Source organism: Streptomyces melanosporofaciens, assembly GCF_900105695.1.
Classification (GTDB): domain Bacteria; phylum Actinomycetota; class Actinomycetes; order Streptomycetales; family Streptomycetaceae; genus Streptomyces; species Streptomyces antimycoticus.
Genome location: NZ_FNST01000002.1, coordinates 3,458,229 through 3,479,401, shown reverse-complemented (window position 1 = coordinate 3,479,401; position 21,173 = coordinate 3,458,229). Strand labels below are relative to the sequence as shown.

Below are 21,173 nucleotides of genomic sequence, written 5' to 3'. Positions count from 1 at the left end.
GTGTGGCACACCGGGGCAGCGGACTTTCCGCTCGGAGATGGTCTTGGCTCAATTCCGGGCAGTGCCGACGTGGTCAGCCGATGGGGTTGACGAAGGTGGCCGGATGGGTGGCGGCTCGCTGGTCGACGAGCGCGCCCCACGGCCACTCCAGCTTCAGCGAGGTGGTCTCGTTCGGCGGAGTGACGACGGCGAAGGCGGGCTTGTAGGAGCCCTCCTCGCTCTCGTCGGTCATGCCGAGGTTGATCGTGAAGTCGGTGCTGTCCCCGGGGCCCAGGGTGATCGAGCCGTACTTGGCCGACGAGCGGGCCAGCGACCAGACCTGACCGCCGTTCTCGGACGTGAGGTCCACGCCCGCGAAGCCGCCGATCTTGCAGGTGCGGTCGCCGGCGTTGGTCAGCACGATGCTGGTGGTCGTCGAACCGCCCGCGTTCGGGTCCGGGGCCGCGTCCTCACCCGTGGCGAACGACGCCTCCAGGCCGGAGGTGTGGCAGCGCTCGACGCCCGAGCCCGCCCGGTCACCGTTGGCGGCGTGCCCGCCGCTCGACTGCTTGCCCGCGGCGCCCGCGTCGGTGCCGCCCTTGGCAGCGGGGTCCGCCTTGGCACCGGAGTCCTGCGCTCCGGCGGAGGAGCCCCCGCCGTTGGACTCGGCGCCGGCCGCGGGCTTCGAGGCGTTGGCGTCCGAGTCGTTGCAGGCGGTCAGGGTGAGGGCGGCGGCTGCGGTCAGGGCCGCGGCGGCGATGCGCAGGGTGCGGCGACGAGCGGTGCGAGCAGTGGTGTTGGAGCTCATTTCGGGTCCCCCCGGGGCGGTCGGTGTCGTTGTCTCCTCGGTACGACAACCACTCTGCTCGGGGCCGCTATCGCCAGGCTGCCGCACCGCTAACACCCGGGTAACTGGCCGCAAGCGTGGAGGTCAGAGGCCCGAATCAGGCCGGATACGCGTGGGTCTGGGTCGCCTTGAGGGTGGCCCAGACAGTGCGGCCCGGGTGGAGGGCGAGTTCGGCCACGGCGGGTGTGGTGAGGTCGGCGAGTAGGGGGAGTTCGCCGGTGAGGTCGACGCGGATCTGGTCGCCGTGCGACTCCATACCGGCGACCTCCAGCCGCCACAGGTTGCGTGCGCTGGAGTCGGGGCGGTCGCGGTGGAGGGTGACCGCGGCGGGTGGGAAGGCGACGAAGACCGGGCCGGTGAGGTCCTCGGTGGTGGTGATGGTGGCGCCGCCGTCGAGCCGTACGGTGTGGCCGTCGGCGCGGCCCTGATAGAGATTGAGGCCGACGAGGCTGGCGATGTAGTCGGTACGGGGACGGCGGGAGATGTCCGAGGGGGCGCCCTCCTGGACGGTACGGCCGTCCTCCACGACCACGAGCCGGTCGGCGAGCACCATCGCGTCCAGCGGGTCATGGGTGACCAGGACGGCCACCGCCTCGAACTCGGCCAGATGGCGGCGGAGCCCGGCGCGCACGTCGAGGCGGGTGCGGGCGTCCAGCGCGGCCAGCGGCTCGTCCAGCAGGAGCAGCCGGGGGCGGGTGGCGAGGGCGCGGGCGAGGGCGACCCGCTGGGCCTGACCGCCGGACAGGGCGCGGGGTTTGGCGCCCGCGCGGTCCCTCAGGCCCATCCGCTCCAGCAAGTCGGCCGCCTGGGCGCGGGCCTCCGCCTTCGGCACCCCGTGGCAGCGCGGGCCGAAGGCCACGTTGTCGAGGGCGGTGAGATGGGGGAAGAGCAGATAGTCCTGGAAGACGACGCCGACCGGGCGGTGTTCGGGCGGGGTCCGCAGCCGGCGCTCCGGCTCCTCCAGGGTCCGGCCGTCCAGCCGCAGCGCACCCGTGGTGAGCGGGGTGAGCCCGGCCAGGGCGCGCAGAGCGGTGGTCTTGCCCGCGCCGTTGGGCCCGAGCAGAGCGACCACCTCGCCGGGGGCGGCGGACAGCCGCAGGTCGAGGCGGAAGGTGCCGCGGTCCACGACGAGGCGGGCGTCGAGGCCGTCGGTGCGCCGCCCGGCGTCCTCGGTGGGGGAGGCGTCCGTGGTCATGAGGCGGCCATCCAGCGGTCGCGCAGTCCGGCCAGGACCGCGATGGAGACGGCGAGCAGGACGAGGCTGAGCGCGATGGCGGCGGCCGGGTCGCTCTGCAGCGCGAGATAGACCGACAGCGGCATCGTCTGCGTACGGCCGGGGAAGTTGCCCGCGAAGGTGATCGTGGCGCCGAACTCCCCCAGCGCCCGCGCCCACGCCAGCACCGCGCCCGCGGCCACGCCGGGCGCGACCATCGGCAGGGTGACGCGGCGGAAGGCGGTGAAGCGCGAGGCGCCGAGGGTGGTGGCGGCCTCCTCGTAGCGCGGATCGGCGGCCCGCAGCGTGCCCTCGACGCTGATCACGAGGAACGGCATCGCCACGAACGCCTCCGCGATCACCACCCCCGCCGTGGTGAACGGCAGCGTGATGCCGAACGCCGAGTCCAGCCAGCGGCCGACGATCCCGTTGCGGCCCAGCGCGAGCAGCAGCGCCACACCGCCCACCACCGGCGGCAGCACCAGCGGCAGGGTCACCAGGGCGCGCACCAGCCGGCGGCCGGGGAAGCGGGCGCGGGCCAGCAGCCAGGCCAGTGGCACGCCCAGCACCAGCGCCACGGCGGTGGCGGCGGTCGCGGTGATCAGCGAAAGGCGCAGCGCCTGCCACACCGCGACGCTGGTGAGCTGGTCGGGCAGACTCCGCCAGGGCGCGCGGACCAGCAGCGCCACCAGCGGAAGCACCAGGAAGACCAGACCGCCGAGGGCGGGCAGCAGCAGCGGCAGCGGGACCCCCGCCCGGAAGCGGGGGGTGCCGGACCGTCGCCGCGAGCCACCGTCCAGGACCTCCGCCGGGCCGGTCACGGCGTCCGGCACCGGCCCCGACTTCTGCTCCGTCACGGCTTGTGGAAACCGGCCTCGCCGAGCACCTTCTGGCCCTGCGCGGACTTCACCAGGTCGATGAAGGCGGTGGCCGCCTCGGCGTTGGGGGCGTTCTTCAGCAGGGCGATCGGATAGTCGTTGATGGCCTGCTTGGACTCGGGGAACTCCACGCCCGCGACCTTGCCGCCCGCCGCCTTCACATCGGTCTTGTAGACGACGGAGGCGTCCACCTCCTTGAGCTGCACCTTGGTCAGGGCGCCCTTGACGTCCTGCTCGTACGAGACCGGGGTGAGCTTCAGCTCGGACGCGTCCAGCGCCTTCTGGGCCGCCGAGCCGCAGGGCACCTCCTTGGCGCACAGCGCGACCTTCAGCCCGGAGCGGGTGAGGTCCTTCAGCGTCGCGATCTTCTTCGGGTTGCCCGGGAGGGTCGCGATCTCGAGCTGGTTGCGGACGAAGGTGGCCGGGGTGCCCTTGGCGTCCTTGGCGTCGGTGACGGTCTTCATGGTCTTCGGGCTCGCGGCGGCGAAGACATCGGCGGGCGCCCCGGAGGTGATGCTGGCCGCGAGGGCGTCGCTGCCGCCGAAGTTGAAGGACACCTTGGTGCCGGGGTGTTCCTTCTCGAAGGTCTTGCCCAGCGCGGTGAAGCTCTCCTTCAGCGAGGCCGCCGCGAACACGGTCACCGTGCCGGACGGCTTCTTCGAGGACGAGCCGGAGTCGGACTCCTCGGAGGAGTCGTCGGAGTCGCCGGAGGAGCAGGCGGTGAGTGCCATGGCGGCGAGCGCGAAACCGCCCACCGCACGGTAGGTCCAACGGACTCGGGATTGGGATCCGGATACGGAACGGGTCGTCATGGAGTCTGTCTCTCCCTCTCTGCCTCTGCTGCCGCTGCCGCCTGTGCCACTGCCGCCCTCGGCGCGCGTGCTCACGGGGTTTCCACGACCACGTTGGTCGACTTGATGACGGCGACGGCCGGAACGCCGGGCTCCAGCTTCAGCTCCTCCGCCGACTCCCGGCTGATCATGGACACCACGCGGAACGGCCCGGCCTGGATCTCCACCTGCGCGGACACATCGCCCAGGATCACCTCGGTGACGATCCCCGAGAAGCGATTGCGGGCCGAGGAACCGGGGTTGTCGCGCTCCGCGCTCCTGGCGACCTCGCGGGCGAACGCGGCGAGCGCCGGGCCCGGGATGATCCGGCGCCCCTGCTCGTCCCGTTCGGCGGTCAGCCGTCCGCTGTCGACCCAGCGCCGCAGGGTGTCGGCGCTGACCCCCATCAGGGCCGCGGCCTCACCGATCCGGTACGTATGCATCCGCCGATGGTAGCGCCGCATCTGCGAGCCGGTACATGGCGGTCAGGTGGTATTCGTCCAACGATTCGGGTACGAAGGCTGGCATCTGCGCGAGGGATGGGGCTCAGGGCTCGTCGTCCGCCTCGGCTCCGGGCTCCTCGTCCCCGTCCGCCATCCCCGCCAGCTCCCCCAGCGTCACCGGGGCCGCGAACGGCCGTGCCGAGAGCGGTCGCAGATCCTCCGCCGTGGCCGGGCGGCCGGTCAGCGACGCGGTGACGGCGGCGACGGCGAACCCGCAGATCCGGCCCTGGCACCAGCCCATCCCCGGGCGGGCCAGGAGCTTCATGGTGCGGGGGTCCTCGGCGCCGAGTTCGCTGCGGGCTCGGCACAGCTCCCCGTAGGTGACCTCCTCGCAGCGGCAGACCACCGTGCGTTCGGTCAACCGGCCGGTCCAGCCGGCGGGCACGGGGTAGGTGTGGTGCAGGGCGGCGGCGAAGGCCCGGCCGTGGCGGATCGTGGTGCGCAGCCGTCGCGCGGCGCGCGGATCGACCGGCAGCCCGTGGGCCGCCGCCAGGGTCAGGGCGGCCAGCCGTCCCTCGGCGACGGCCAACGCGGCGCCGCCCACGCCCGTGGTCTCCCCCGCGGCCAGGACGTCCGGGACGGTGGTGCGCTGACGGGCGTCGACCACGGCGACGAGGGAGCCGTCGAGGTCGCGCCGGGTGTCGGCGCCGACCATCAGCGGCAGTTCGAGGGCGGGGGTGAATCCCCAGCCCAGCGCCACCAGATCGGCCTCGAGCACCTCGCCGCCGTCGAGCCGCACCCCGCGCACCCGGTCCTCGCCCAGGATCTCGGTCACCGCGGCCCGTGTCCGGTACGGGATGCGGTGGCGGGCCATCAGCGCCGCGTACCGCAGCGCCTCGGCGGACTTGGCGGGCGCCTGTACCGCCCCGCCCAGGTGGCGCAGCCAGCCATGCGCCGGGTTGGCCTCGCATACGGCCAGGACGCGCACACCCGCCTGAGCCAGACCCGTCGCCACCGGCAGCAGGAACGGGCCCGTGCCCGCGACCACCGCCCGGCGACCCGCCGCCGTCCGATGCCCCTTCAGCAGTGCCTGGACGCCTCCGGCGGCCATCACCCCCGGCAAGTCCCAGCCGGGCAGAGGCAGTTGGCGGTCGTGGGCGCCGCAGCAGAGCACCAGGGCGCGGGCCCGCACCCGGTCCCGCTCGACGGGGGCCGTGTCGTACGGACCGTTCAGGCGCAGGGTGAACGGCCCGGTGTCCGGGCGGGAGCGGTCGATCAGCCAGACCTGATGGCCGGGGAGGTAGTGGAGGCGGCCGAGGCGGCGCTGGTGGTGCAGCCGGGCGCGGAGGCGGGCGAAGAGCCGCCCGTCGCGGTGGCCGGGGTGCGGGGGGTGTTCGTCGTCATGGCGCCAGTACTGGCCGCCGGGGAGCCGCCCCGCGTCGATGAGGGCCACGCCCAGGCCCGCCTCGGCGGCGCCGACGGCGGCGGAGAGCCCGGCGGGTCCCGCGCCCACGACGGCCACGTCATACGTCGGCGGATCAATCGACATCGCCACCACCACCGCCCTTACCCTCGCCATCTACACGGCTATCGACACCGCGACGGTCGCCGTCATCGCGACGGCCACCGCCGTCGCCGCCCTCCGCCGACAGCCGCATCCCGTCCCGCGCCGGGACCAGACAGGCCCGCTGGCCGGGCCGCCCGTCCACGGTGATCAGACAGTCGAAGCACACCCCGATCCCGCAGAACAGCCCGCGCGGTCTGCCCTCCCGCCGCGTCGTCCGCCAGGCCACGATCCCGGCGGCCATCAGCGCCGCGCCCACGCTCTGCCCGGGCAGCGCCGTGACCGTCGCGCCGTCGAAGGTCAGCCGATACGGCGGCGGTCCACTGCGGGTGCTGCGCTCACTCATCCGCGCCCTCCTTCGCCCGCGAAGCGTTCGGGAGCGAACGGCGCCAGGTCCAGCTCCGTCGCCTCCCCCGTCAGGGCCTGCGCGATCAACTTCCCCGTCCCCGCCGCGAGGCCGATGCCCGCGCCCTCGTGGCCGCAGGCGTGCCACAGCCCGGGGGCGCGCGGGTCGGGGCCGATGACCGGCAGATGGTCGGGGCAGTACGGCCGGAAGCCCGCGTACACCCGCATCGCCCGCACCGACGCCAGCACCGGGAACAGCCCGATGGCGCCGCGGGCCAGCGCCTGTAGGGCGGCGGGGGACGGTCGCCGGTCGAAGCCGACCCGCTCCCGGGTGGAGCCGATCAGCACCGTGCCGCCGCCCGTGCCCTCCACGACCGGCGACGCCTGCAGCTCCGCGTCCGAACTGGCCACGGCGTCCACGTAGTCGGCCGCGTAGACCTTGTGCCGTACGGTCGCGGGCGGCAGGGGTTCGGTGACGAGGACGAAGCCACGGCGCGGCAGCACCGGCAGTTCGACGCCCGCGAGCCCCGCCACGGCACCGGCCCAGGTGCCCGCCGCGTTCAGGACGGCGGGGGCGCTGATGGTGCCGTGAGGCGTTCGTACGCCGGTGACCGGGGAGCCCACGTGACCATCGCCCGGCCGCCCGCCACCCGGCCGCAGGAACCCCACCACCTCCGTCCGCGTCCGCACCACCGCTCCGTGCCGCCGCGCGAGCCGCAGCAGCTGCGCCGCCGCCAGCATGGGCTGCACCTGGGCGTCCTGCGGATACAGCGCGCCTCCGGCGGCCTCGCGGGTCAGCCGCGGTTCGAGGGCGTGGAGTTCCGCCCCGGACACCTCGTGTACGTCGACACCGAGGGCCCGCTGCCGCTCGGCCAGCGTCCGCAGCGCGTCCAGGGCGGTGGGGGTGGAGGCCACCACCAGCCCGCCCTTGGACTCGAACTCCCACAGCCCGCCGTACGCGCCCAGGTCCTCGCCCCACACCTGCCGCGAGTACTGGGCGAGTTCCAGCTCCGGGCCCGGCTCCTTGTCCGAGACCAGGACGTTTCCCTCGCCCGCACCCGAGGTGCCGCCCGCGACGGCGCCCCGGTCGACCACCACGACCCGCAGCCCGGCCAGGGCGGCGAACCAGGCCGCGGCCGCACCGACCACCCCGGCGCCGATGACGACGAGGTCGGCGGTGCTCGGCAGCTCCTCGGTGGTCCCCGGAGTCGTGCTGGAGGGGCGCCCACGGGAATCGGATGTCTCTCCCACCATCGCCACGCTCCCCTACGTCCCCTACAGCAAAAACCCGGCCGGAAACGGATCGTCGGGATCGAGATGGAACTGCGCGGTGCCGGTGACCCACGCCCGCCCGGTGATCGCGGGCACGACGGCGGGCAGCCCCGCCACCGTGGTCTCCTCCAGCAGCCGCCCGATGAACCGCGTCCCGATGAACGACTCGTTCACGAACTCCTCGCCGAGGCCCAGCTCACCGCGTGCGTAGAGCTGCGCCATCCGCGCGGAGGTGCCGGTCCCGCAGGGGGAGCGGTCGAACCAGCCCGGGTGGATGGCCATGGCATGGCGGGAGTGGCGCGCCGTCGACCCCGGGGCCTTCAGATAGACATGGTGGCAGCCGGTGATGTCCGGCCGCTCGGGGTGGTGCGGCGGCTCCTGCGCGTTCACCGCCTCCATGATCTTCAACCCGGCGGTCAGCAGCTCCTGCCCCGCCGCCCGGTCGAACGGCAGCCCGAGCGCGTCCAGCTCCACGATGGCGTAGAAGTTGCCGCCGAACGCGATGTCGTAGCGCACCTCGCCGAAGCCGGGCACCCGCACCGTACGGTCCGTGGCCAGGCTGAACGAGGGCACGTTCCGGATCGTCACCGAGGTCGCGGCGCCGTCGCGCACGGCGACGTCCGCGACCACCAGGCCCGCCGGGGTGTCCAGGCGGATGGTGGTGACCGGTTCGCGCACCTCGACCATCCCGGTCTCGACCAGCACCGTGGCCACCCCGATGGTGCCGTGCCCGCACATCGGCAGCACCCCGGACACCTCGATGAAGAGCACTCCGTGATCCGCGTCCGGCCGGGTCGGCGGCTGCAGGATGGCCCCGCTCATCGCGGAGTGGCCGCGCGGTTCGTACATCAGCAGGGTGCGCAGATCGTCCTGGTGCTCCATGAACCACCGGCGGCGCTCGGCCATGGTCGCGCCCGGGAGCGTCCCCACCCCGCCGGTGACCACCCGGGTGGGCATGCCCTCGGTGTGGGACTCCACGGTGTGCAGGACCCGCCGCGACCTCACGAGCGCCCCCTTACCGTTCGCCGCGACCTCACCGGCTCCCCTTCGCCGATGGGCCCTTCGCCGACGGGCGCCTCACCGGTACCCCAGCCCGAGCACGGTCTCGGTCTCCCGGACGACGCGCGCCGCCACCTCGCCGCTCAGCCGCGAGCGCGGCGGCCGGCAGGATCCGCCGCGCAGCCCGGCGAGGTCCATGGACGCCTTGATGGCCTGGACGAACTCGGTCCTGGAGTCCCAGCGCAGCAGCGGATGCAGCGCGCGGTACAGCGGCAGCGCCTTCTCCAGGTCCGCGCCGACGCCCGAGGTGGCGAGCCGGTACAGCTCCACGGTGGACTCGGGAATCGCGTTCGGATACCCGGCGATCCACCCCACGGCCCCGGCGAGCCCCAGCTCCAGCAGGACGTCATCGGCGCCGACCAGCAGATCCAGCCCGGGGGAGCGCTCGGCGATCTCGTACGCCCGCCGCACATCCCCGCTGAATTCCTTGACCGCGACGATCAGCCCCTCCCCGTGCAGCTCGGCCAGGAGCTCCGGGGTGAGGTCGACCTTGGTGTCATGGGGGTTGTTGTACGCCACCACGGGCAGCCCGGCCCGCGCCACCTCGCGGTAGTGGCCGACCACGGCCTCCCGGTCGGCGCGGTAGCTGTTCGGCGGCAGCGCCAGCACCGCCCGCGCCCCGGCCTCCCGCGCCTGCTCCGCCCACCGCCGGCTCTCCAGCGCCCCGTACGCCGCCACCCCCGGCATCACCCCGAACCCCTCGGGCGCCGCCTCCACAGCCACCCGCACCACCCGCGCGCGCTCCTCGTCCGTCAGGGTCTGATACTCCCCCAACGACCCATTGGGGCAGACCCCGTCACATCCGTGCTCGGCGAGAAACCGCACATGGGCGGCGTATCCCTCGTAGTCGACCGACAGCTCGTCATCGTCATGGAACGGAAGCGCCGTGGCGACATGAACGCCACGCCAGGGCGCGGAAACACCGGGAATCTCGGGCATGCGGAACCTTCTCGGGGAGGGGACCAGGCCACTTGTCCGTTCAACGGTAACAGTGCAATGTCACACCGCACAGACCTCGGCACGCGACTGGTTATGGCAAGAGGACGCCGGATCGGCGGCCGGGGCGCACCTCACCGGAAGTCACCGGAAACGCACAGGAGTTCACACGGCGAACGGTGCGGTCTGGACCTTTTGCGGCGGGGAACTTTGTGTCGCATTGAGCAGTGAACGTGACTACTATTCACCTCAATTCGACACGACCTCACGGCTTGTCAGGCGGCTCGAAATCCCTAAACGGGGACTGCTCTACGTCTCTTGTCAGCCAGGTCACCGGCATGAAAGGCTCGGCCCGCCCCGTAAGGGGAATCCCCAACTCCGAGGCAGAGCTGTGCTGTTGGCTGACCACCCCGCAGCCCGTTTATGAGAGGGTTGCCCCCGGCGGGGGCGCCGCTGTTCGTGAGTGAGGAATTGCCTCCATGCCCGACCACTCATCGCCCAGGGAATCTCCCGGGGACGGCTCCCCGGCGCGCCACGGTCTCGCCGAAGCGCCCGCCGAGGAAGTCGATGGCGCGGCCTCCGCGACGGCGCTGCTGGGCGCCTATTGGGAGGCGGTCGCCGATTACGCGGAACTGTGCACGACCACTCCAGAAGACGGGATGCGGCTCGCCACCGAGGCGTTCCGGCGGGGTATTCGGGAAACCCGCCACCGCCGCACCCGGGGCTTCGGCAAGCGTCTCCCGTGGCTGCCGCTCTTTCTGACCTCCGTACGCAAGACCGCAGCCGACTGGCACGCCCACCGCCACGGCGACCGACTCAACCCGGAGCTGCGGACGTGGCTGACCTCCGACCTCGCCGCCCGCTTCGCCGCCCCGCCCCGCGACCAGCCGCTCGCGCTGCGCGCTCTGCGGGATCTGCCGGAGGCGGACGGGGAGCTGCTGTGGCTGGTCGAGGTGGAGGCGCGGTCCACGGAGGCGGTGGCCCGGCAGCTGGGCTATGACCCGGAGTACGCCACCGAGGAGATCGACCGGGTCCGCGCGGCCTTCCGTGAACGGTGTCAGCGCGCCCATGTGGAGACCCTCACCGACGAGGAGTGCCGCAGCTACGCCAAGCTGCTGGACGCCGCCACCCGGGCGCCCGACTCCCCCTCACCCGCCGACCTGTGGCAGCACCTCGCCCGTTGCCGGTCCTGCCGTGACGCCGCCACCTGCATGTATGTGGACGGCGAGGGGCTGCCCGGCGCGCTGACGAGCGGGGTCATCGGCTGGGGCGCGCACCCCTATCTCGCGCGGCGCCGCGCGCTCGCCGAGCGGGCCCCGGGCACCACGCCCAGCGCCCGCGCCGCCGCGCCCACCGCGCACGCGGTCCGCGCGTCGCTGTGGGAGCGGCTGCGCGACCGGGTCCTGGACGCGATCGGGGGGCGACGGAGCAGACGGGCCGGTGGCAGACGGGCCGGTGACGCGGGCGGCAGAGCCGGAGCCGACGGCAGAGCCGGAGCGGGCGGGGCCGATGGTGCGGGTGGTTCCCACGCCGGCGGGCACCGGGCCGGCCGGAGCCGCACCTCCCGCCGCCGGTTACGCAGAGCCCGTACGACGGTCATCCTGGCGGTGATAGCCGTCGTCGCCCTCGCCGCACTGGTCGCGATGACCAGAACCGCCACGGACTCCGACGACCGCAGCGGCGGGTCCACGGGCCCGGACGAGACCTACGGCGGCCTGGCCCCCGCCACCTCCTCACCGCACAACCCCGGCGGCACCGCCTCCCCGAGCCCCTCGACGGGCGGGAGCGACGGCAAGGACCCGGGCGAAGGCTCCGGCCACGACCCCGGCAAGGGTTCGACGAGAAAGCCCCGTCACTCCCCCTCCGCGTCCCCCCGCCCTCCAAGGGCGACTCGGGCTCCGGCTCCGCCTCCGGCCACGGTGGAAGGCCGCCCTCCGGCCGGACGCCCGGCACATACGCCGACTGCACGGCCCGCTTCGAGCTGGTCACCGAATGGCCCGAGGGCTTCAAGGCCGCCGTCACCCTCACCTCCCGCAAGGCCCTCGACGACTGGCGGGTCACCTGGACCTTCCGCGACTCCCAGCGGGTGACCCAGATGTGGGACGGGGAGTTCACGCAAGCCGGCGCGAAGGTGACCGCCACCGCCGCCGACTACAACAAGCGGGTCAAGGCGGGCGGCTCCCTCTCCGTGGGCTTCCTCGGCACCTGGAACGACGGCAACCGGCCGCCCGGGGCGTTCACCCTGAACGGCCGCCCCTGCGCGGACTGACGACAACGCGCTGCCCGGCCCGAACGGCGTTCCCACCCGGATGGCGGAACAAGTCCTCCGTCCAGGGGGAAAACATCTCGGAGTGAGCAGTGTCCTGAGCGGCATCGTGACCCTGCCCCCCGACGCCCCCGCCGGGCGGGCGGCGCGGGTGGTGGTGGAAGTGCGCAACGTGTCCCGCTCCGATACCCCCGAGTCGATCGTGGCGGCACAGGTCCTCACCGATGTGCCGCTGAGCCCGGGGGCCACGTCCCGTTCAGTGTCACCGTCCCGGGTGAGCTGGTGCCGGGCGACAACTACGGGCTGCGGGTCCATGTGGACGTCAGCGGCTCCGGGGTCATGGAGAGCGGCGATCTGGTCAGCGCCGAGGCCAACCCCGTACCGGCCGGATCCACCGCCGGTCTGATCGCCTCGGTCACCCTCGTCTGAGGGGCGTCCCCGGCGCGATGCCGCACCGGGGGCCTCCCGACTCCGTGTGGTCAGTTGTCGCTCGCCGCGTCGGAGTCCGCCTTGTCGGCCGCCGACTCGGCGTCGTCCACCAGCTTGTTCAGCTCGTCCAGCTCGGAGGTGGACGGGGCCGGTGCGGTGGCCGAGGGGGCGGACGACGACCCCGATGAGCCGTCCGAGCCGTCCGCGTCGTCCGAACCGCCCTTGCCGCCACCGCAGCCGGTGGCCAGCGCGGCGCAGAGCACCGCCGTGGCCGCCACGGTCCAGGGGCCGCGCCGCACGGGCCGGCCGCGCCTCATGTGCCGGAACCCTCACCGCGCGAGGCGCACCACGTCTGGACCTTCGACAGGTCCTTCTGGCGCTGCTCGAGCGTGGTCACGAGGGACCTGCGGAAGGTGAGCTTGTGGTTGAGGAAGGTCTCGACCTCGGTGTGGTCCGCCTTCTCGGCCCGCTCGACCCGCTTCGCCAGCCGGGCCACCGACCCCTTGACGTTCGCCTGGCCCTTCAGCCGCTTCAGCGCCCGGTCCAGCCGCTTGTCGATCTTCTTGGCGCGCTTGCACAGCCCCTGGGAGCCGTCCCCCGCCCCCTTGTGCGGCTTCGCGCTCGGGGTGGCGGCCGGTGTCGAGGCCGGGGCGCCGCCGTCCGCCGCCGCGACGCCCACCGGACCGAGCAGCGCAGCGGTGGCCGCGCAGGCCACGATGACGCTCTTTCCACGGTGCATGGTGCTGTTCCTTCCCTCGGGGCCGGACGGCCCGGGAGGGGCCGGGCCGTCCCGGACTGGGGAAAAACCTAGGAGCCTTCTTTGTGGAAACTCTGTGGGCCGGAAAAGCCCTCCCTCACGGGCCTGTTGGACCGCCCTCCGGTGTTCCCGACGGCCGCAGGACGAAGCCCACGCCGCGCACCGTGTGCAGTATCCGGGGCCGGCCGCCCGCCTCCAGCTTGCGGCGCAGATAGCTGACGAAGGTGTCCACCGCGTCCGTCCGCACCTCGAAGTCATAGCCCCAGACGCGGTCCAGCAGCTGATCGCGGGTGAGCACGATCCCGGCGTTGCGGGCGAACATGTCCAGCAGCTCGAACTCGCGCCGGGTGAGCCGCAGCGGCGTTCCGTCCAGCCACGCCTCCCGCGCCTCCGGCGCCATCTCCAGCCCGCCGGCCCGCACCCGGTCGGTGGCGGCGGGCGGACGGCGGCGCAGCAGGGCGTGCAGCCGCAGCACCAACTCCTGGAGTGCGAACGGCTTGACGAGATAGTCGTCGCCCCCGGCCTGCAGCCCGGCCACCCGGTCGGCCACCTCGTCGAGCGCCGAGAGCATCAGGACGGGGACGTCATTGCCGTCCCCGCGCAGGGCGCGGCACACCTCGATACCGCTGAGGTCGGGCATGGAGATGTCCAGGACCACCACATCGGGCGCGCCGTCGCGCACCGCGGCGAGCGCGGCGTGGCCGCCGTCCGCGAGGGTCACGGAGAACCCGTTGAGCCGCAGCCCGCGCTCCAGGGACCGCCGTATGGCCGCGTCGTCGTCGGTCACCAGGACGCGACCGCCACCTGTCTCTCCCATGTCCCCACCACCTCCGGCCGGGCATGGTACGTGGCGCGTGGTGCGCCCGGCCCGGCCCAGGGGGCCGGTATGGCCTTTGGGCCAATTGACTCTGTCCCGTCCGCGCCGTGGGATAAGCGTGGTTCACCCCTTTCCCGCCGCGCCCGCCCAGGAGCCGGTGTGTCCTCCGCCCGCGAAGGAGCCAGCGTGTCCCAGCCCGCCACCACCCCGGACGCCCTGGACGCGCCGCGTACCCCGGACGCGCCACACCCCCTGCAGACCCTGGAGGCCCTCGGCCCCAAGGGGCCCTACCGCTCCCGTCACCGCCTCACCATCAGCGATGTCACCGGCGCCCCCATGGCCGAACTCTCCCTGGTGCCCCGGCTGTTCGTCACCCGGGCGCTGGCCGCGCTGCACGCCGCCGCCACCCCGCCGCTGGAGGAGCGGCTGGCCGCGCTGAAGCGGGCGGGGGAGCTGTTCGCCACCGGCACCGTCGCCGGGATGACGGCGGCGGCCTACGAGAGCGCGGTGTGCCGGATGTCGGGCACCCCGCTGGCCAATGTGCGGATCGCCGTGGAGGCGATACGGCTCAGCGCCACCGAGGCGTACCGCAGCGTCCAGGCGGCCCGCCCGGTGGGGGCGGTGGGCGACTGGCGCGATCCGTACGCCCGCGGCGGCACCGCGGTGTGGATCCGGCGCGGCGATGTCTTCGCCGTGCACGCCGCCGGCAACCACCCCGCCGTGCACGCCCTGTGGCCGGAGGCGCTGGCGCTGGGCTACCGGGTGGCCGTACGCCCCTCCCGCCGTGAGCCGCTCACGCCGTACCGGCTGGTCAGCGCCCTGCGCGAGGCGGGTTTCGGGACGGATCAGGTGGTGCTGCTGCCCACCGACCACGACGCGGCCGGGGAGATCCTGCACGGTGCGGATCTGTCCATGGTCTACGGCGGCCAGGAGGTCATCGACCGCTACGCCGCCGATCCGGCCGTGCTGCCCAACGGTCCCGGCCGCTCCAAGATCCTGCTCACCGCCGACCGGGAGTGGCGCGACCATCTCGATGTGGTCGTCGACTCGATCGCCCGCCATGGCGGCACCGCGTGCGTCAACGCCACCGCCGTGCTCGTCGAGGGCGATCCGGCGCCGGTCGCCGAGGCGCTGGCGGAGCGGCTCGCCGCGCTCCCCAGCCTGCCGCCGCAGGACGAGAAGGCGGTGCTGCCGGTCCATCCGGTCGAGACCGCCCGTGGCTTCGAGCGCCTGCTGCTCGGCAAGGCGGCGGGCGCCCGGGCATGGCTGGGCGGTGACGGAGTGGTGGACGACCTCGGCGACGGCAGCGCCGCCCTGCGCCCCGCCGTCTTCCAGCTCGACGATCCGCGGGACCCGCGGCTGGGTATGGAGCTGTCGTTCCCCTGCGTCTGGGTGGCCCCCTGGACGCGTGCGGCGGGGGCCGCGGCGCTCCGGGACAGCCTGGTCGTCACGGCGATCACCGGGGACGAGGCGCTGCTGGACGCGCTGCTCGCCGAGCCGTCCATCAAGAACCTCTACATCGGGGACCACCCCACGCACTGGATCGCCCCGGGCATCCCGCACGACGCGTATCTCGGCGAGTTCCTGATGCGTACGAAGGCCGTCATCCGCGGCTGACGGCGCCGACCCGGCGTCGCCCGTCCTGACGACGCCGGCCCCGCGCCGCCTGTCCCGACGGCGCCGACCCGGCGTCGCCCGCCCCCACGAGGAGCATGAGGAGCAACCCGTGCCGACAGCTTCCCTTTCCGTGCTCGACGTCCCCTTCGACGAGCGCCCCGACCCCGACGAGTACATCCGCGCCGCCATGGAGTGGCACTTCGGCCCGGACACCGGCTCCCCGTTCTGGCTGCGGAAGGCACGCACGCTGGACTTCGATCCGCGCCGGGACGTCAAGGGCGTCGCCGATCTCGCGCTCTTCCCCAATGTCACCGGGGAGTTGCGCGAGGTGCCGGTGCGCGATCTGATCCCCCAGGGCTACGGCGCCGACGCCCGGATCGTCGGTGTCTTCGAAAGCGGCGGCACCACCGGCGCGCCCAAGCGGATCGTGTGTCTGCGCGACTGGCTGGACCGGCTCACCCACGGGCTGAGCGCCGACCTCGACGGGCTCGGCATCCCGCGCGGGGTGGACTGGCTCGCCATCGCGCCCAGCGGCCCCCATATGGTCGGCGAGATGGTCGCGGGCACGGCCGCCCGGCACGGCGGGCTGATGTTCCGCGTCGACATGGATCCGCGGTGGGTGAAGAAGCTGATCTCCGCCGGGAAGGCCGAGGAGACCGACGCCTATGTGAGCCACCTGGTGGAGCAGGCGGCGTACGTCCTGCGCACCCAGGAGATCGGGGTGCTGATGACCACCCCGCCGCTGCTGGAGCGGCTGGCCCGGCATGACGACCTGATCGAGCTGATCGGGGAGAAGGTCAAGGGCATCATGTGGGGCGGTGCCCATATGGACGCCGACACCCGCGATCTGCTGCGCACCGAGGTCTTCCCCGGCTGTGCGCTCTACGGCACCTACGGCAACACCATGATCCTCGGCGGCGCCACCGAACGGCTGGGGCTCGGCCCGGACGAGCCGTGTGTCTTCGATCCGCGCACGCCGTTCGTCACCTTCTCGGTGGTGGACCCGGCGAGCGGGGAGCCGGTGCCGTACGGCGAGCGCGGCCAGGTGGTGATGAACCACGTCAGCAAGTCCGCTCTGCTGCCGGGCAACCTCGAGCGCGATCTGGCGATCCGCGTCCCGTCGCCCGAGGGCGCGACCGGGGACTCGGTGGCGGATGTGGGGCCGGTCGCGATGTTCGACGACGAGGTCGTGATCGAGGGCGTCTACTGACGGGCGGCGTACGGCGGGCGGCACCTGGCCCACACCGGGCGGCCGGACGGCACGCCTGACACCACGCCCCCACCAGGCGTTTGCCCACGTTCCGCCATGGACCCATTCAGTCGCGACAGGCGCAGTGGTTACGATCTGGCGCGATGGGCAGAGGGCAGGGCGGAGTGGGCCACATACGGACGGACGCGGTGCGCGGCACCGTGCCGTCCGTCCTCTGCCGTGCCGTGCTGCTGCTCGCCGCGGCGATCTGGGTGGCGCCCTCGTGCGTCCATCCCGCCGCCGACCACAACGGCCTGTCGACGGGGTGCCCGCGCCGTCCGGCGGACACCGCCGCGTGGGCCGAGCCGCACGAGAAGCCGGTCAGCTATCCGTCTCCCGGGCACGGCCCGTCCGACGTCTCCGGCTCCGGCACCGGCTCCGGAAGCGACGACTGTGTCACGGGCCCCCGGGGCGTGGTCCAGGCCCTGGTGCCCACGCCCGTACCCCCGCTCTTCCTCGCCGAGGTTCCACCGCCCGGCGGCCACCGGAATCCGGACTCCGTCCGGGCGCCGCCCGACCGCCCCGTCCGCGCCCTCGGCCTCCATCAGCTCCAAGTGCTTCGGACCTAGGCCGGCGCCGGTAACCGCGATGTACCGCTCCATCCATCCAGCGTGCGCACTGCGCGACCTGCGCGAACGGTGAGCACTCCGAGGACAAGGACAGCCATGGGCTCCAAGGGATCGAAGACGAAGGGCACCGCGGCCGACCGCCGCGCGAAGATAGAGGAACTGCGCCGCGCGGAGAAGGCGCGCGAGCGCAGGTTCCGGGCCATCACCATCACCTCCGTCGCGGTGATCGTCGCCGGGCTCGCCGTCGGGGGCTACTTCCTCGTCGACGCGGGCAACAAGAAGGACGAGAAGGAGGCGAAGGTCACCTCCGCGGTCGTGAAGACCGGCGAGTTCAAGGGCATGAAGACCTGGAAGAACCTGGGCCGGACGCATGTCCAGGGCACGGTGAAGTACGCGATGTCGCCGCCGGTCGGCGGAAACCACAACCAGGTCTGGCAGAACTGCAACGGCGACGTCTACACCAAGCCGCTGGCGAAGGAGAACGCGGTGCACGCGCTGGAGCACGGCGCGGTGTGGGTGACGTACACCGACAAGGCGACGAAGGAGGACATCGCCACCCTCTCGGAGCGGGTGAAGAAGACCCCGTACTCGATGATCAGCCCCTACCAGGAGCAGGACGCGCCGATCGTCCTCAACGCCTGGGGCAACCAGCTGGACATTCAGAAGGCGTCGGACCCGCGGGTGGCCGCGTTCTTCAAGAAGTTCGTCCAGGGCAAGCAGACGCCCGAGCCCGGCGCCTACTGCACCAACGGAAAGACCTCGTGAGCGACGGGACCGCCGTCGGCCGCGCCGCACGCCAGCCGTTGGTGGCGGGGATCGCCGCCGCCCTCGCGCTGCTGACGCTGGTGGCGGTGGCCGTCCTGTGGCTGACGAGCGACCGCTCGGAGGGCACGACCGACACGGGTACGCCGAAGGACACCTCCGCCGAGGCCGGTTTCGCCCGCGACATGTCCGTCCACCACCAGCAGGCGGTGGAGATGTCGTTCATCGTGCGCGACCGCACCGGCGACGACGAGGTGCGGCGGCTGGCGTTCGACATCGCCAGCACGCAGGCCACCCAGAGCGGCATGCTGCAGGGCTGGCTGGACATGTGGGGGCTGGACAAGACGTCCGAGGACCCGCCCATGACGTGGATGAAGAACGGCATGGACGGCATGGAGGGCATGGACCACGGCTCGATGAAGGGCATGGACGGCGGCGGCACGTACAAGCCGCACGACGGCTCGCTCATGCCGGGCATGGCCACCAACACCCAGCTCGACGCGTTGCGCAAGGCCAAGGGCAAGGCGGCCGAGGTGCTCTACCTGAAGCTGATGACCGCCCATCACAAGGGCGGCGTCGAGATGGCGAAGGGCGCGGTCGAACTGGTCAAGGACCCGACCGAGAAGCATCTGGCCACGACCATGGTCCAGGGCCAGCAGTCGGAGATCCAGCTGATGGCCGACATGCTCAAGGCACGCGGCGCGTCCTCCTGACGCCCCGCCGATGGCGCCCCCGCCCCGGGGGCGCCATCACCCCTCGCGTTCCCCCTTGCGTACGAACACCCCGGAGCGGGCGGCCTGATACGTCGTCTCGACGGTGGTGTGCACCAGCCGGTCGTCGATGGACCCGCGCAGAATGAGCACCCGGTAGTAGAGGGGCGCCGCCAGCGCGGCGATGACCTCCCGCGGATCGGTGTCCTCGGGGATCTCCCCCCGCTCCACCGCCTGCCGCGCGATCAGGGTCACCTCCTCGATCCGCCGCACGAACGCGGCACGGACGATCTCCTCGACCCGGGGATCGTGCGCGGCGGCCGCGAGCAGCCCCTGGAGTACGTTGCGGTTGCGCAGCGCGTTGTTGAAGTCCGCGATGGCCTGCGTGAGTTGCGTCAGGTCCCGCCGGAAGTCACCGGTGTCCGGGGTCGGCAGCGTCGAGCCGCGCTCGGCCAGCAGCTCGACGACGACGCCCTCCACCGTGCGCCAGCGCCGCCGGATGGTCGACACATGCACCCCCGACCGCCGGGCGAGCCGGTCCAGGGTGAGCGCGGCGAACGAATCGCGGTCGAGCTCCTCGTAGGCGGCCGCCAACACGGCGGCACGAGTCCGGGCCGTACGCCCCCCGGGGCGAGCCGACCCATGCGGTGGTCGCTCTGTCATGACGCGCCGACTTACGGCCCCTCCACCCTCGTGAGCACCAGACCTTCACGACATCCGGGCGCCCTACGCCGGGTAACCCATTGCACGGCGTACACGCCCCTCGCTATTGTGACACCCGTTACCTAATGCGCGCGACAGCGCATTAGGCCAACGGGGCGCAGAGTTGCCGGACCTTCCTCACGAGGGGAAGGAAGGTCCAGCACGCCCCCCTTTTCTTCCCACCGAGGCGACGCTCCCGGCCCGATACCAGCAGGGCCCGCGCACAGGTGGACGACGCGCTGACGGCGAAGGCCCCGGACCATAGGTGGTCCGGGGCCTTCGCCGGGTTCAGGGGGCGGGTCAGCGTGTGGTGGCGGTGGCGGCCTGGTCGATCAGGTTGGTGACGGCCTGGGGGCGGGAGACGGAGACGGCGTGGGAGGCGTTGATCTCCACGGTGTGGGACTGGGCACGGTCGGCCATGAAGCGCTGGGCGGCCGGCGGGATGTTCTTGTCCTGGGCGGCGAGCAGGTACCAGGACGGGACGGTCTTCCAGGCGGGCGTGGTCGCCTTCTCCTCCAGGGCCGAGGCGGCGACCGGGCGCTGGGTGGCGGCCATCAGGTCGGTCTGCGCGGTGGGGACGTCGGCCGCGAACTGGTCGTGGAACTTCTCCGGCTTGATGTACAGGTCGGTTCCGGTGCCGCCGTCGGGCAGGGGGAAGGGGACGGAGTTGAGGGTCTCGCCGAGGGTGCTGCCGGGGTACTTGTTGGAGAGCTCCAGCGCGCTCTCGCCCTTGTCCGGGGCGAAGGCGGCTATGTAGACGAGCGCCTTGACGTCCGGGTCGCCGACGGCGGCCTCGCTGATCACGGCGCCGCCGTAGGAGTGGCCGACGAGCACGATCGGGCCCTGGACGCTCTTGAGGACGCTGTGGAGGTAGGCGGCGTCGCCGGCCAGACCGCGCAGCGGGTTGGCGGGGGCGAGGACCGGGTAACCCGCGTGCCGCAGGCGCTTGATGACGCCGTTCCAGCTGGAGGAGTCCGCGAACGCGCCGTGCACCAGCACCACCGTGGGCTTCTTCTCCGCCGGGCGGTGTGCGGCCTTGGCGGCGGTGGCCGGGGTCGTGGCCGCCAGTGACAGGGCGGCCAGCGCGGCGAGCGAGCCGGCGAGGACGGCCTGGGTGCGGATCGGGCGAAGCAGGGACGTGAGGTTCATAGCGGAGCTCTCCATCTTCCCAGGGGCGCGACGACAGCGCCTGCGTCTGCGGCCCCTGGCTTGTTGTCCGGGGCGATACCGAGAAACCTAGCGGCCGATTACCTCGTGCGCAAGTAACTCGTGCGCGATCTTATGGAAGGCGAGCTTCTAGAGGGCGAGAGAAGTGCGACAATGGCTGCTCACGCGACCGACCGACGGCCAAGGAAGAGGAGGGGACCGGTGAGCGACACCCCCACCCCGACATCCGGCGAACCCGGCCGGCCCGGCGAGCCCTCGCTGCTGCTGGACGACCAGTTCTGCTTCACGCTGTACGCCGCCTCACGCGCGGTGACCAGCGTCTACCGCCCCCTCCTCGACGAGGTCGGGCTGACCTACCCCCAGTACCTGGTCATGCTCGTGCTCTGGCAGCACCGCACCGCCCCCGTCAAGGACCTGGTCACCACCCTGCACCTGGACTACGGCACCCTCACACCGCTGATCAAGCGGCTGGAGACGCACGGTCTGCTCAAGCGGCAGCGCCGCCCCGACGACGAACGGGTGGTCGAAGTGGCGCTCACCCCCGAGGGCGCCGCGCTCCGCGAGCGCATCCGCACCGTCCCGTCGGCGATCGGCGACGCCATCGGGCTCGGCGATGACGAGATCAAGACCGCGCAGGAGCTGCTGCGCCGGCTGACCACCAACGTCGAGCAGCACGCTTCCGGCAACGGCAACGGCAAGCGGTCGGCCGGAAGCGGACCGGCCGAATCCACCCCCTGAGTCCCCGAAAAGCCCCGCTCCCCC

Annotated in this window: 24 protein-coding genes; 9 read left to right on the top strand and 15 right to left on the bottom strand. The window is 72.8% G+C overall.

All coding sequences use genetic code 11. From position 1 onward, the window contains the following. Positions 1-73: 73 nt before the first annotated feature. The 10 genes from BLV72_RS17460 to BLV72_RS17415 form a co-directional block, all read right to left on the bottom strand. Entirely contained in the window at positions 74-787 is a 714-nt protein-coding gene (locus BLV72_RS17460; protein ID WP_093463338.1) for a DUF4232 domain-containing protein, read from the bottom strand. Positions 788-923: 136 nt separating this feature from the next. Then, the gene (locus tag BLV72_RS17455) at positions 924-2,021 is read right to left on the bottom strand and encodes an ABC transporter ATP-binding protein (RefSeq protein ID WP_093463336.1); all 1,098 of its coding nucleotides are present in this window, start codon (positions 2,019-2,021) and stop codon (positions 924-926) included. Further along, on the bottom strand, positions 2,018-2,860 hold the full coding sequence (locus tag BLV72_RS17450; RefSeq protein WP_425288523.1) for an ABC transporter permease: 843 nt from the start codon (positions 2,858-2,860) through the stop codon (positions 2,018-2,020). The genes BLV72_RS17455 and BLV72_RS17450 overlap by 4 nt, the downstream gene beginning before the upstream one ends. A 32-nt stretch (positions 2,861-2,892) precedes the next feature. After that, positions 2,893-3,729: a molybdate ABC transporter substrate-binding protein gene (modA, locus tag BLV72_RS17445; RefSeq protein WP_208905653.1), complete on the bottom strand. Its 837-nt coding sequence runs from the start codon at positions 3,727-3,729 to the stop codon at positions 2,893-2,895. Positions 3,730-3,800: 71 nt separating this feature from the next. Beyond that, positions 3,801-4,190, bottom strand: a complete 390-nt coding sequence (locus tag BLV72_RS17440) for a TOBE domain-containing protein (protein WP_208905651.1) — start codon at positions 4,188-4,190, stop codon at positions 3,801-3,803. Between the two features lie 103 nt (positions 4,191-4,293). Then, on the bottom strand, positions 4,294-5,739 hold the full coding sequence (locus BLV72_RS17435; protein WP_208905649.1) for an FAD-dependent oxidoreductase: 1,446 nt from the start codon (positions 5,737-5,739) through the stop codon (positions 4,294-4,296). After that, the gene (locus BLV72_RS17430; protein WP_093463332.1) at positions 5,729-6,100 is read right to left on the bottom strand and encodes a (2Fe-2S)-binding protein; all 372 of its coding nucleotides are present in this window, start codon (positions 6,098-6,100) and stop codon (positions 5,729-5,731) included. The genes BLV72_RS17435 and BLV72_RS17430 overlap by 11 nt, the downstream gene beginning before the upstream one ends. After that, a complete protein-coding gene (locus BLV72_RS17425) occupies positions 6,097-7,353 on the bottom strand; it encodes an NAD(P)/FAD-dependent oxidoreductase (protein WP_208905647.1) in 1,257 nt (418 codons plus the stop codon). Before BLV72_RS17425 ends, BLV72_RS17430 begins: the two co-directional genes overlap by 4 nt. A gap of 21 nt (positions 7,354-7,374) precedes the next feature. Continuing rightward, entirely contained in the window at positions 7,375-8,376 is a 1,002-nt protein-coding gene (locus BLV72_RS17420) for a proline racemase family protein (protein WP_093463330.1), read from the bottom strand. Positions 8,377-8,448: 72 nt separating this feature from the next. Further along, positions 8,449-9,369, bottom strand: coding sequence for a dihydrodipicolinate synthase family protein (locus BLV72_RS17415; protein WP_093463329.1), 921 nt, complete (start codon positions 9,367-9,369; stop codon positions 8,449-8,451). Between the two features lie 476 nt (positions 9,370-9,845). Between BLV72_RS17415 and BLV72_RS47960 the strand changes: the two genes are divergently transcribed. From BLV72_RS47960 to BLV72_RS49900, 3 genes are all read left to right on the top strand, one after another. Further along, positions 9,846-11,456, top strand: a complete 1,611-nt coding sequence (locus BLV72_RS47960; protein WP_093463327.1) for an RNA polymerase sigma factor — start codon at positions 9,846-9,848, stop codon at positions 11,454-11,456. Then, positions 11,348-11,635, top strand: a complete 288-nt coding sequence (locus tag BLV72_RS17405) for a cellulose binding domain-containing protein (RefSeq protein ID WP_093463325.1) — start codon at positions 11,348-11,350, stop codon at positions 11,633-11,635. The genes BLV72_RS47960 and BLV72_RS17405 overlap by 109 nt, the downstream gene beginning before the upstream one ends. Before the next feature lie 279 nt (positions 11,636-11,914). Beyond that, on the top strand, positions 11,915-12,061 hold the full coding sequence (locus BLV72_RS49900; protein ID WP_244320806.1) for a hypothetical protein: 147 nt from the start codon (positions 11,915-11,917) through the stop codon (positions 12,059-12,061). A 50-nt stretch (positions 12,062-12,111) separates the two neighbouring features. Here the strand turns inward: BLV72_RS49900 and BLV72_RS17395 are convergent, their stop codons facing one another. The 3 genes from BLV72_RS17395 to BLV72_RS17385 form a co-directional block, all read right to left on the bottom strand. Beyond that, the gene (locus BLV72_RS17395) at positions 12,112-12,378 is read right to left on the bottom strand and encodes a hypothetical protein (protein WP_143059784.1); all 267 of its coding nucleotides are present in this window, start codon (positions 12,376-12,378) and stop codon (positions 12,112-12,114) included. After that, a complete protein-coding gene (locus BLV72_RS17390) occupies positions 12,375-12,800 on the bottom strand; it encodes a hypothetical protein (protein ID WP_093463322.1) in 426 nt (141 codons plus the stop codon). Before BLV72_RS17390 ends, BLV72_RS17395 begins: the two co-directional genes overlap by 4 nt. A gap of 115 nt (positions 12,801-12,915) precedes the next feature. Next, complete coding sequence (locus BLV72_RS17385) at positions 12,916-13,635, bottom strand: response regulator transcription factor (RefSeq protein WP_093463321.1); 720 nt, start codon at positions 13,633-13,635, stop codon at positions 12,916-12,918. Positions 13,636-13,887: 252 nt separating this feature from the next. On the opposite strand from BLV72_RS17385, the gene BLV72_RS17380 reads away from it, so the two are divergent. The 5 genes from BLV72_RS17380 to BLV72_RS17360 all read left to right on the top strand — a co-directional run bounded on the left by BLV72_RS17380 (position 13,888) and on the right by BLV72_RS17360 (position 18,545). Continuing rightward, positions 13,888-15,252: an aldehyde dehydrogenase family protein gene (locus BLV72_RS17380; RefSeq protein WP_093470398.1), complete on the top strand. Its 1,365-nt coding sequence runs from the start codon at positions 13,888-13,890 to the stop codon at positions 15,250-15,252. A 109-nt stretch (positions 15,253-15,361) separates the two neighbouring features. Next, positions 15,362-16,462 (top strand): AMP-binding protein, encoded by a 1,101-nt coding sequence (locus BLV72_RS17375; protein ID WP_093463319.1) that lies wholly within the window; start codon positions 15,362-15,364, stop codon positions 16,460-16,462. A 143-nt stretch (positions 16,463-16,605) separates the two neighbouring features. Then, positions 16,606-17,070 (top strand): hypothetical protein, encoded by a 465-nt coding sequence (locus BLV72_RS17370; RefSeq protein ID WP_143059783.1) that lies wholly within the window; start codon positions 16,606-16,608, stop codon positions 17,068-17,070. A gap of 96 nt (positions 17,071-17,166) precedes the next feature. Continuing rightward, complete coding sequence (locus tag BLV72_RS17365) at positions 17,167-17,835, top strand: thioredoxin-like domain-containing protein (protein WP_093463316.1); 669 nt, start codon at positions 17,167-17,169, stop codon at positions 17,833-17,835. Next, positions 17,832-18,545, top strand: coding sequence for a DUF305 domain-containing protein (locus BLV72_RS17360; RefSeq protein ID WP_093463315.1), 714 nt, complete (start codon positions 17,832-17,834; stop codon positions 18,543-18,545). Before BLV72_RS17365 ends, BLV72_RS17360 begins: the two co-directional genes overlap by 4 nt. Positions 18,546-18,581: 36 nt before the next feature. On the opposite strand, the gene BLV72_RS17355 is transcribed toward BLV72_RS17360, so the two are convergent. Together BLV72_RS17355 and BLV72_RS17350 are read right to left on the bottom strand one after the other, a co-directional pair. Beyond that, positions 18,582-19,139, bottom strand: coding sequence for a TetR-like C-terminal domain-containing protein (locus tag BLV72_RS17355; protein WP_244320805.1), 558 nt, complete (start codon positions 19,137-19,139; stop codon positions 18,582-18,584). A 405-nt stretch (positions 19,140-19,544) separates the two neighbouring features. Beyond that, the gene (locus tag BLV72_RS17350; protein ID WP_093463312.1) at positions 19,545-20,393 is read right to left on the bottom strand and encodes an alpha/beta fold hydrolase; all 849 of its coding nucleotides are present in this window, start codon (positions 20,391-20,393) and stop codon (positions 19,545-19,547) included. A gap of 219 nt (positions 20,394-20,612) precedes the next feature. On the opposite strand from BLV72_RS17350, the gene BLV72_RS17345 reads away from it, so the two are divergent. Then, positions 20,613-21,149, top strand: a complete 537-nt coding sequence (locus tag BLV72_RS17345; RefSeq protein ID WP_244320803.1) for a MarR family winged helix-turn-helix transcriptional regulator — start codon at positions 20,613-20,615, stop codon at positions 21,147-21,149. Positions 21,150-21,173 lie beyond the last annotated feature (24 nt).

Excerpts from the sequence above, each read along its gene's own strand:
- BLV72_RS17460 (WP_093463338.1), bottom strand. The coding sequence starts at position 787 with ATGAGCTCCAACACCACTGCTCGCACCGCTCGTCGCCGCACCCTGCGC.
- BLV72_RS17455 (WP_093463336.1), bottom strand. The coding sequence starts at position 2,021 with ATGACCACGGACGCCTCCCCCACCGAGGACGCCGGGCGGCGCACCGAC.
- modA (WP_208905653.1), bottom strand. The coding sequence starts at position 3,729 with ATGACGACCCGTTCCGTATCCGGATCCCAATCCCGAGTCCGTTGGACC.
- BLV72_RS17440 (WP_208905651.1), bottom strand. The coding sequence starts at position 4,190 with ATGCATACGTACCGGATCGGTGAGGCCGCGGCCCTGATGGGGGTCAGC.
- BLV72_RS17435 (WP_208905649.1), bottom strand. The coding sequence starts at position 5,739 with ATGTCGATTGATCCGCCGACGTATGACGTGGCCGTCGTGGGCGCGGGA.
- BLV72_RS17430 (WP_093463332.1), bottom strand. The coding sequence starts at position 6,100 with ATGAGTGAGCGCAGCACCCGCAGTGGACCGCCGCCGTATCGGCTGACC.
- BLV72_RS17425 (WP_208905647.1), bottom strand. The coding sequence starts at position 7,353 with ATGGTGGGAGAGACATCCGATTCCCGTGGGCGCCCCTCCAGCACGACT.
- BLV72_RS17415 (WP_093463329.1), bottom strand. The coding sequence starts at position 9,369 with ATGCCCGAGATTCCCGGTGTTTCCGCGCCCTGGCGTGGCGTTCATGTC.
- BLV72_RS47960 (WP_093463327.1), top strand. The coding sequence starts at position 9,846 with ATGCCCGACCACTCATCGCCCAGGGAATCTCCCGGGGACGGCTCCCCG.
- BLV72_RS17395 (WP_143059784.1), bottom strand. The coding sequence starts at position 12,378 with ATGAGGCGCGGCCGGCCCGTGCGGCGCGGCCCCTGGACCGTGGCGGCC.
- BLV72_RS17390 (WP_093463322.1), bottom strand. The coding sequence starts at position 12,800 with ATGCACCGTGGAAAGAGCGTCATCGTGGCCTGCGCGGCCACCGCTGCG.
- BLV72_RS17385 (WP_093463321.1), bottom strand. The coding sequence starts at position 13,635 with ATGGGAGAGACAGGTGGCGGTCGCGTCCTGGTGACCGACGACGACGCG.
- BLV72_RS17370 (WP_143059783.1), top strand. The coding sequence starts at position 16,606 with ATGGGCAGAGGGCAGGGCGGAGTGGGCCACATACGGACGGACGCGGTG.
- BLV72_RS17365 (WP_093463316.1), top strand. The coding sequence starts at position 17,167 with ATGGGCTCCAAGGGATCGAAGACGAAGGGCACCGCGGCCGACCGCCGC.
- BLV72_RS17350 (WP_093463312.1), bottom strand. The coding sequence starts at position 20,393 with ATGAACCTCACGTCCCTGCTTCGCCCGATCCGCACCCAGGCCGTCCTC.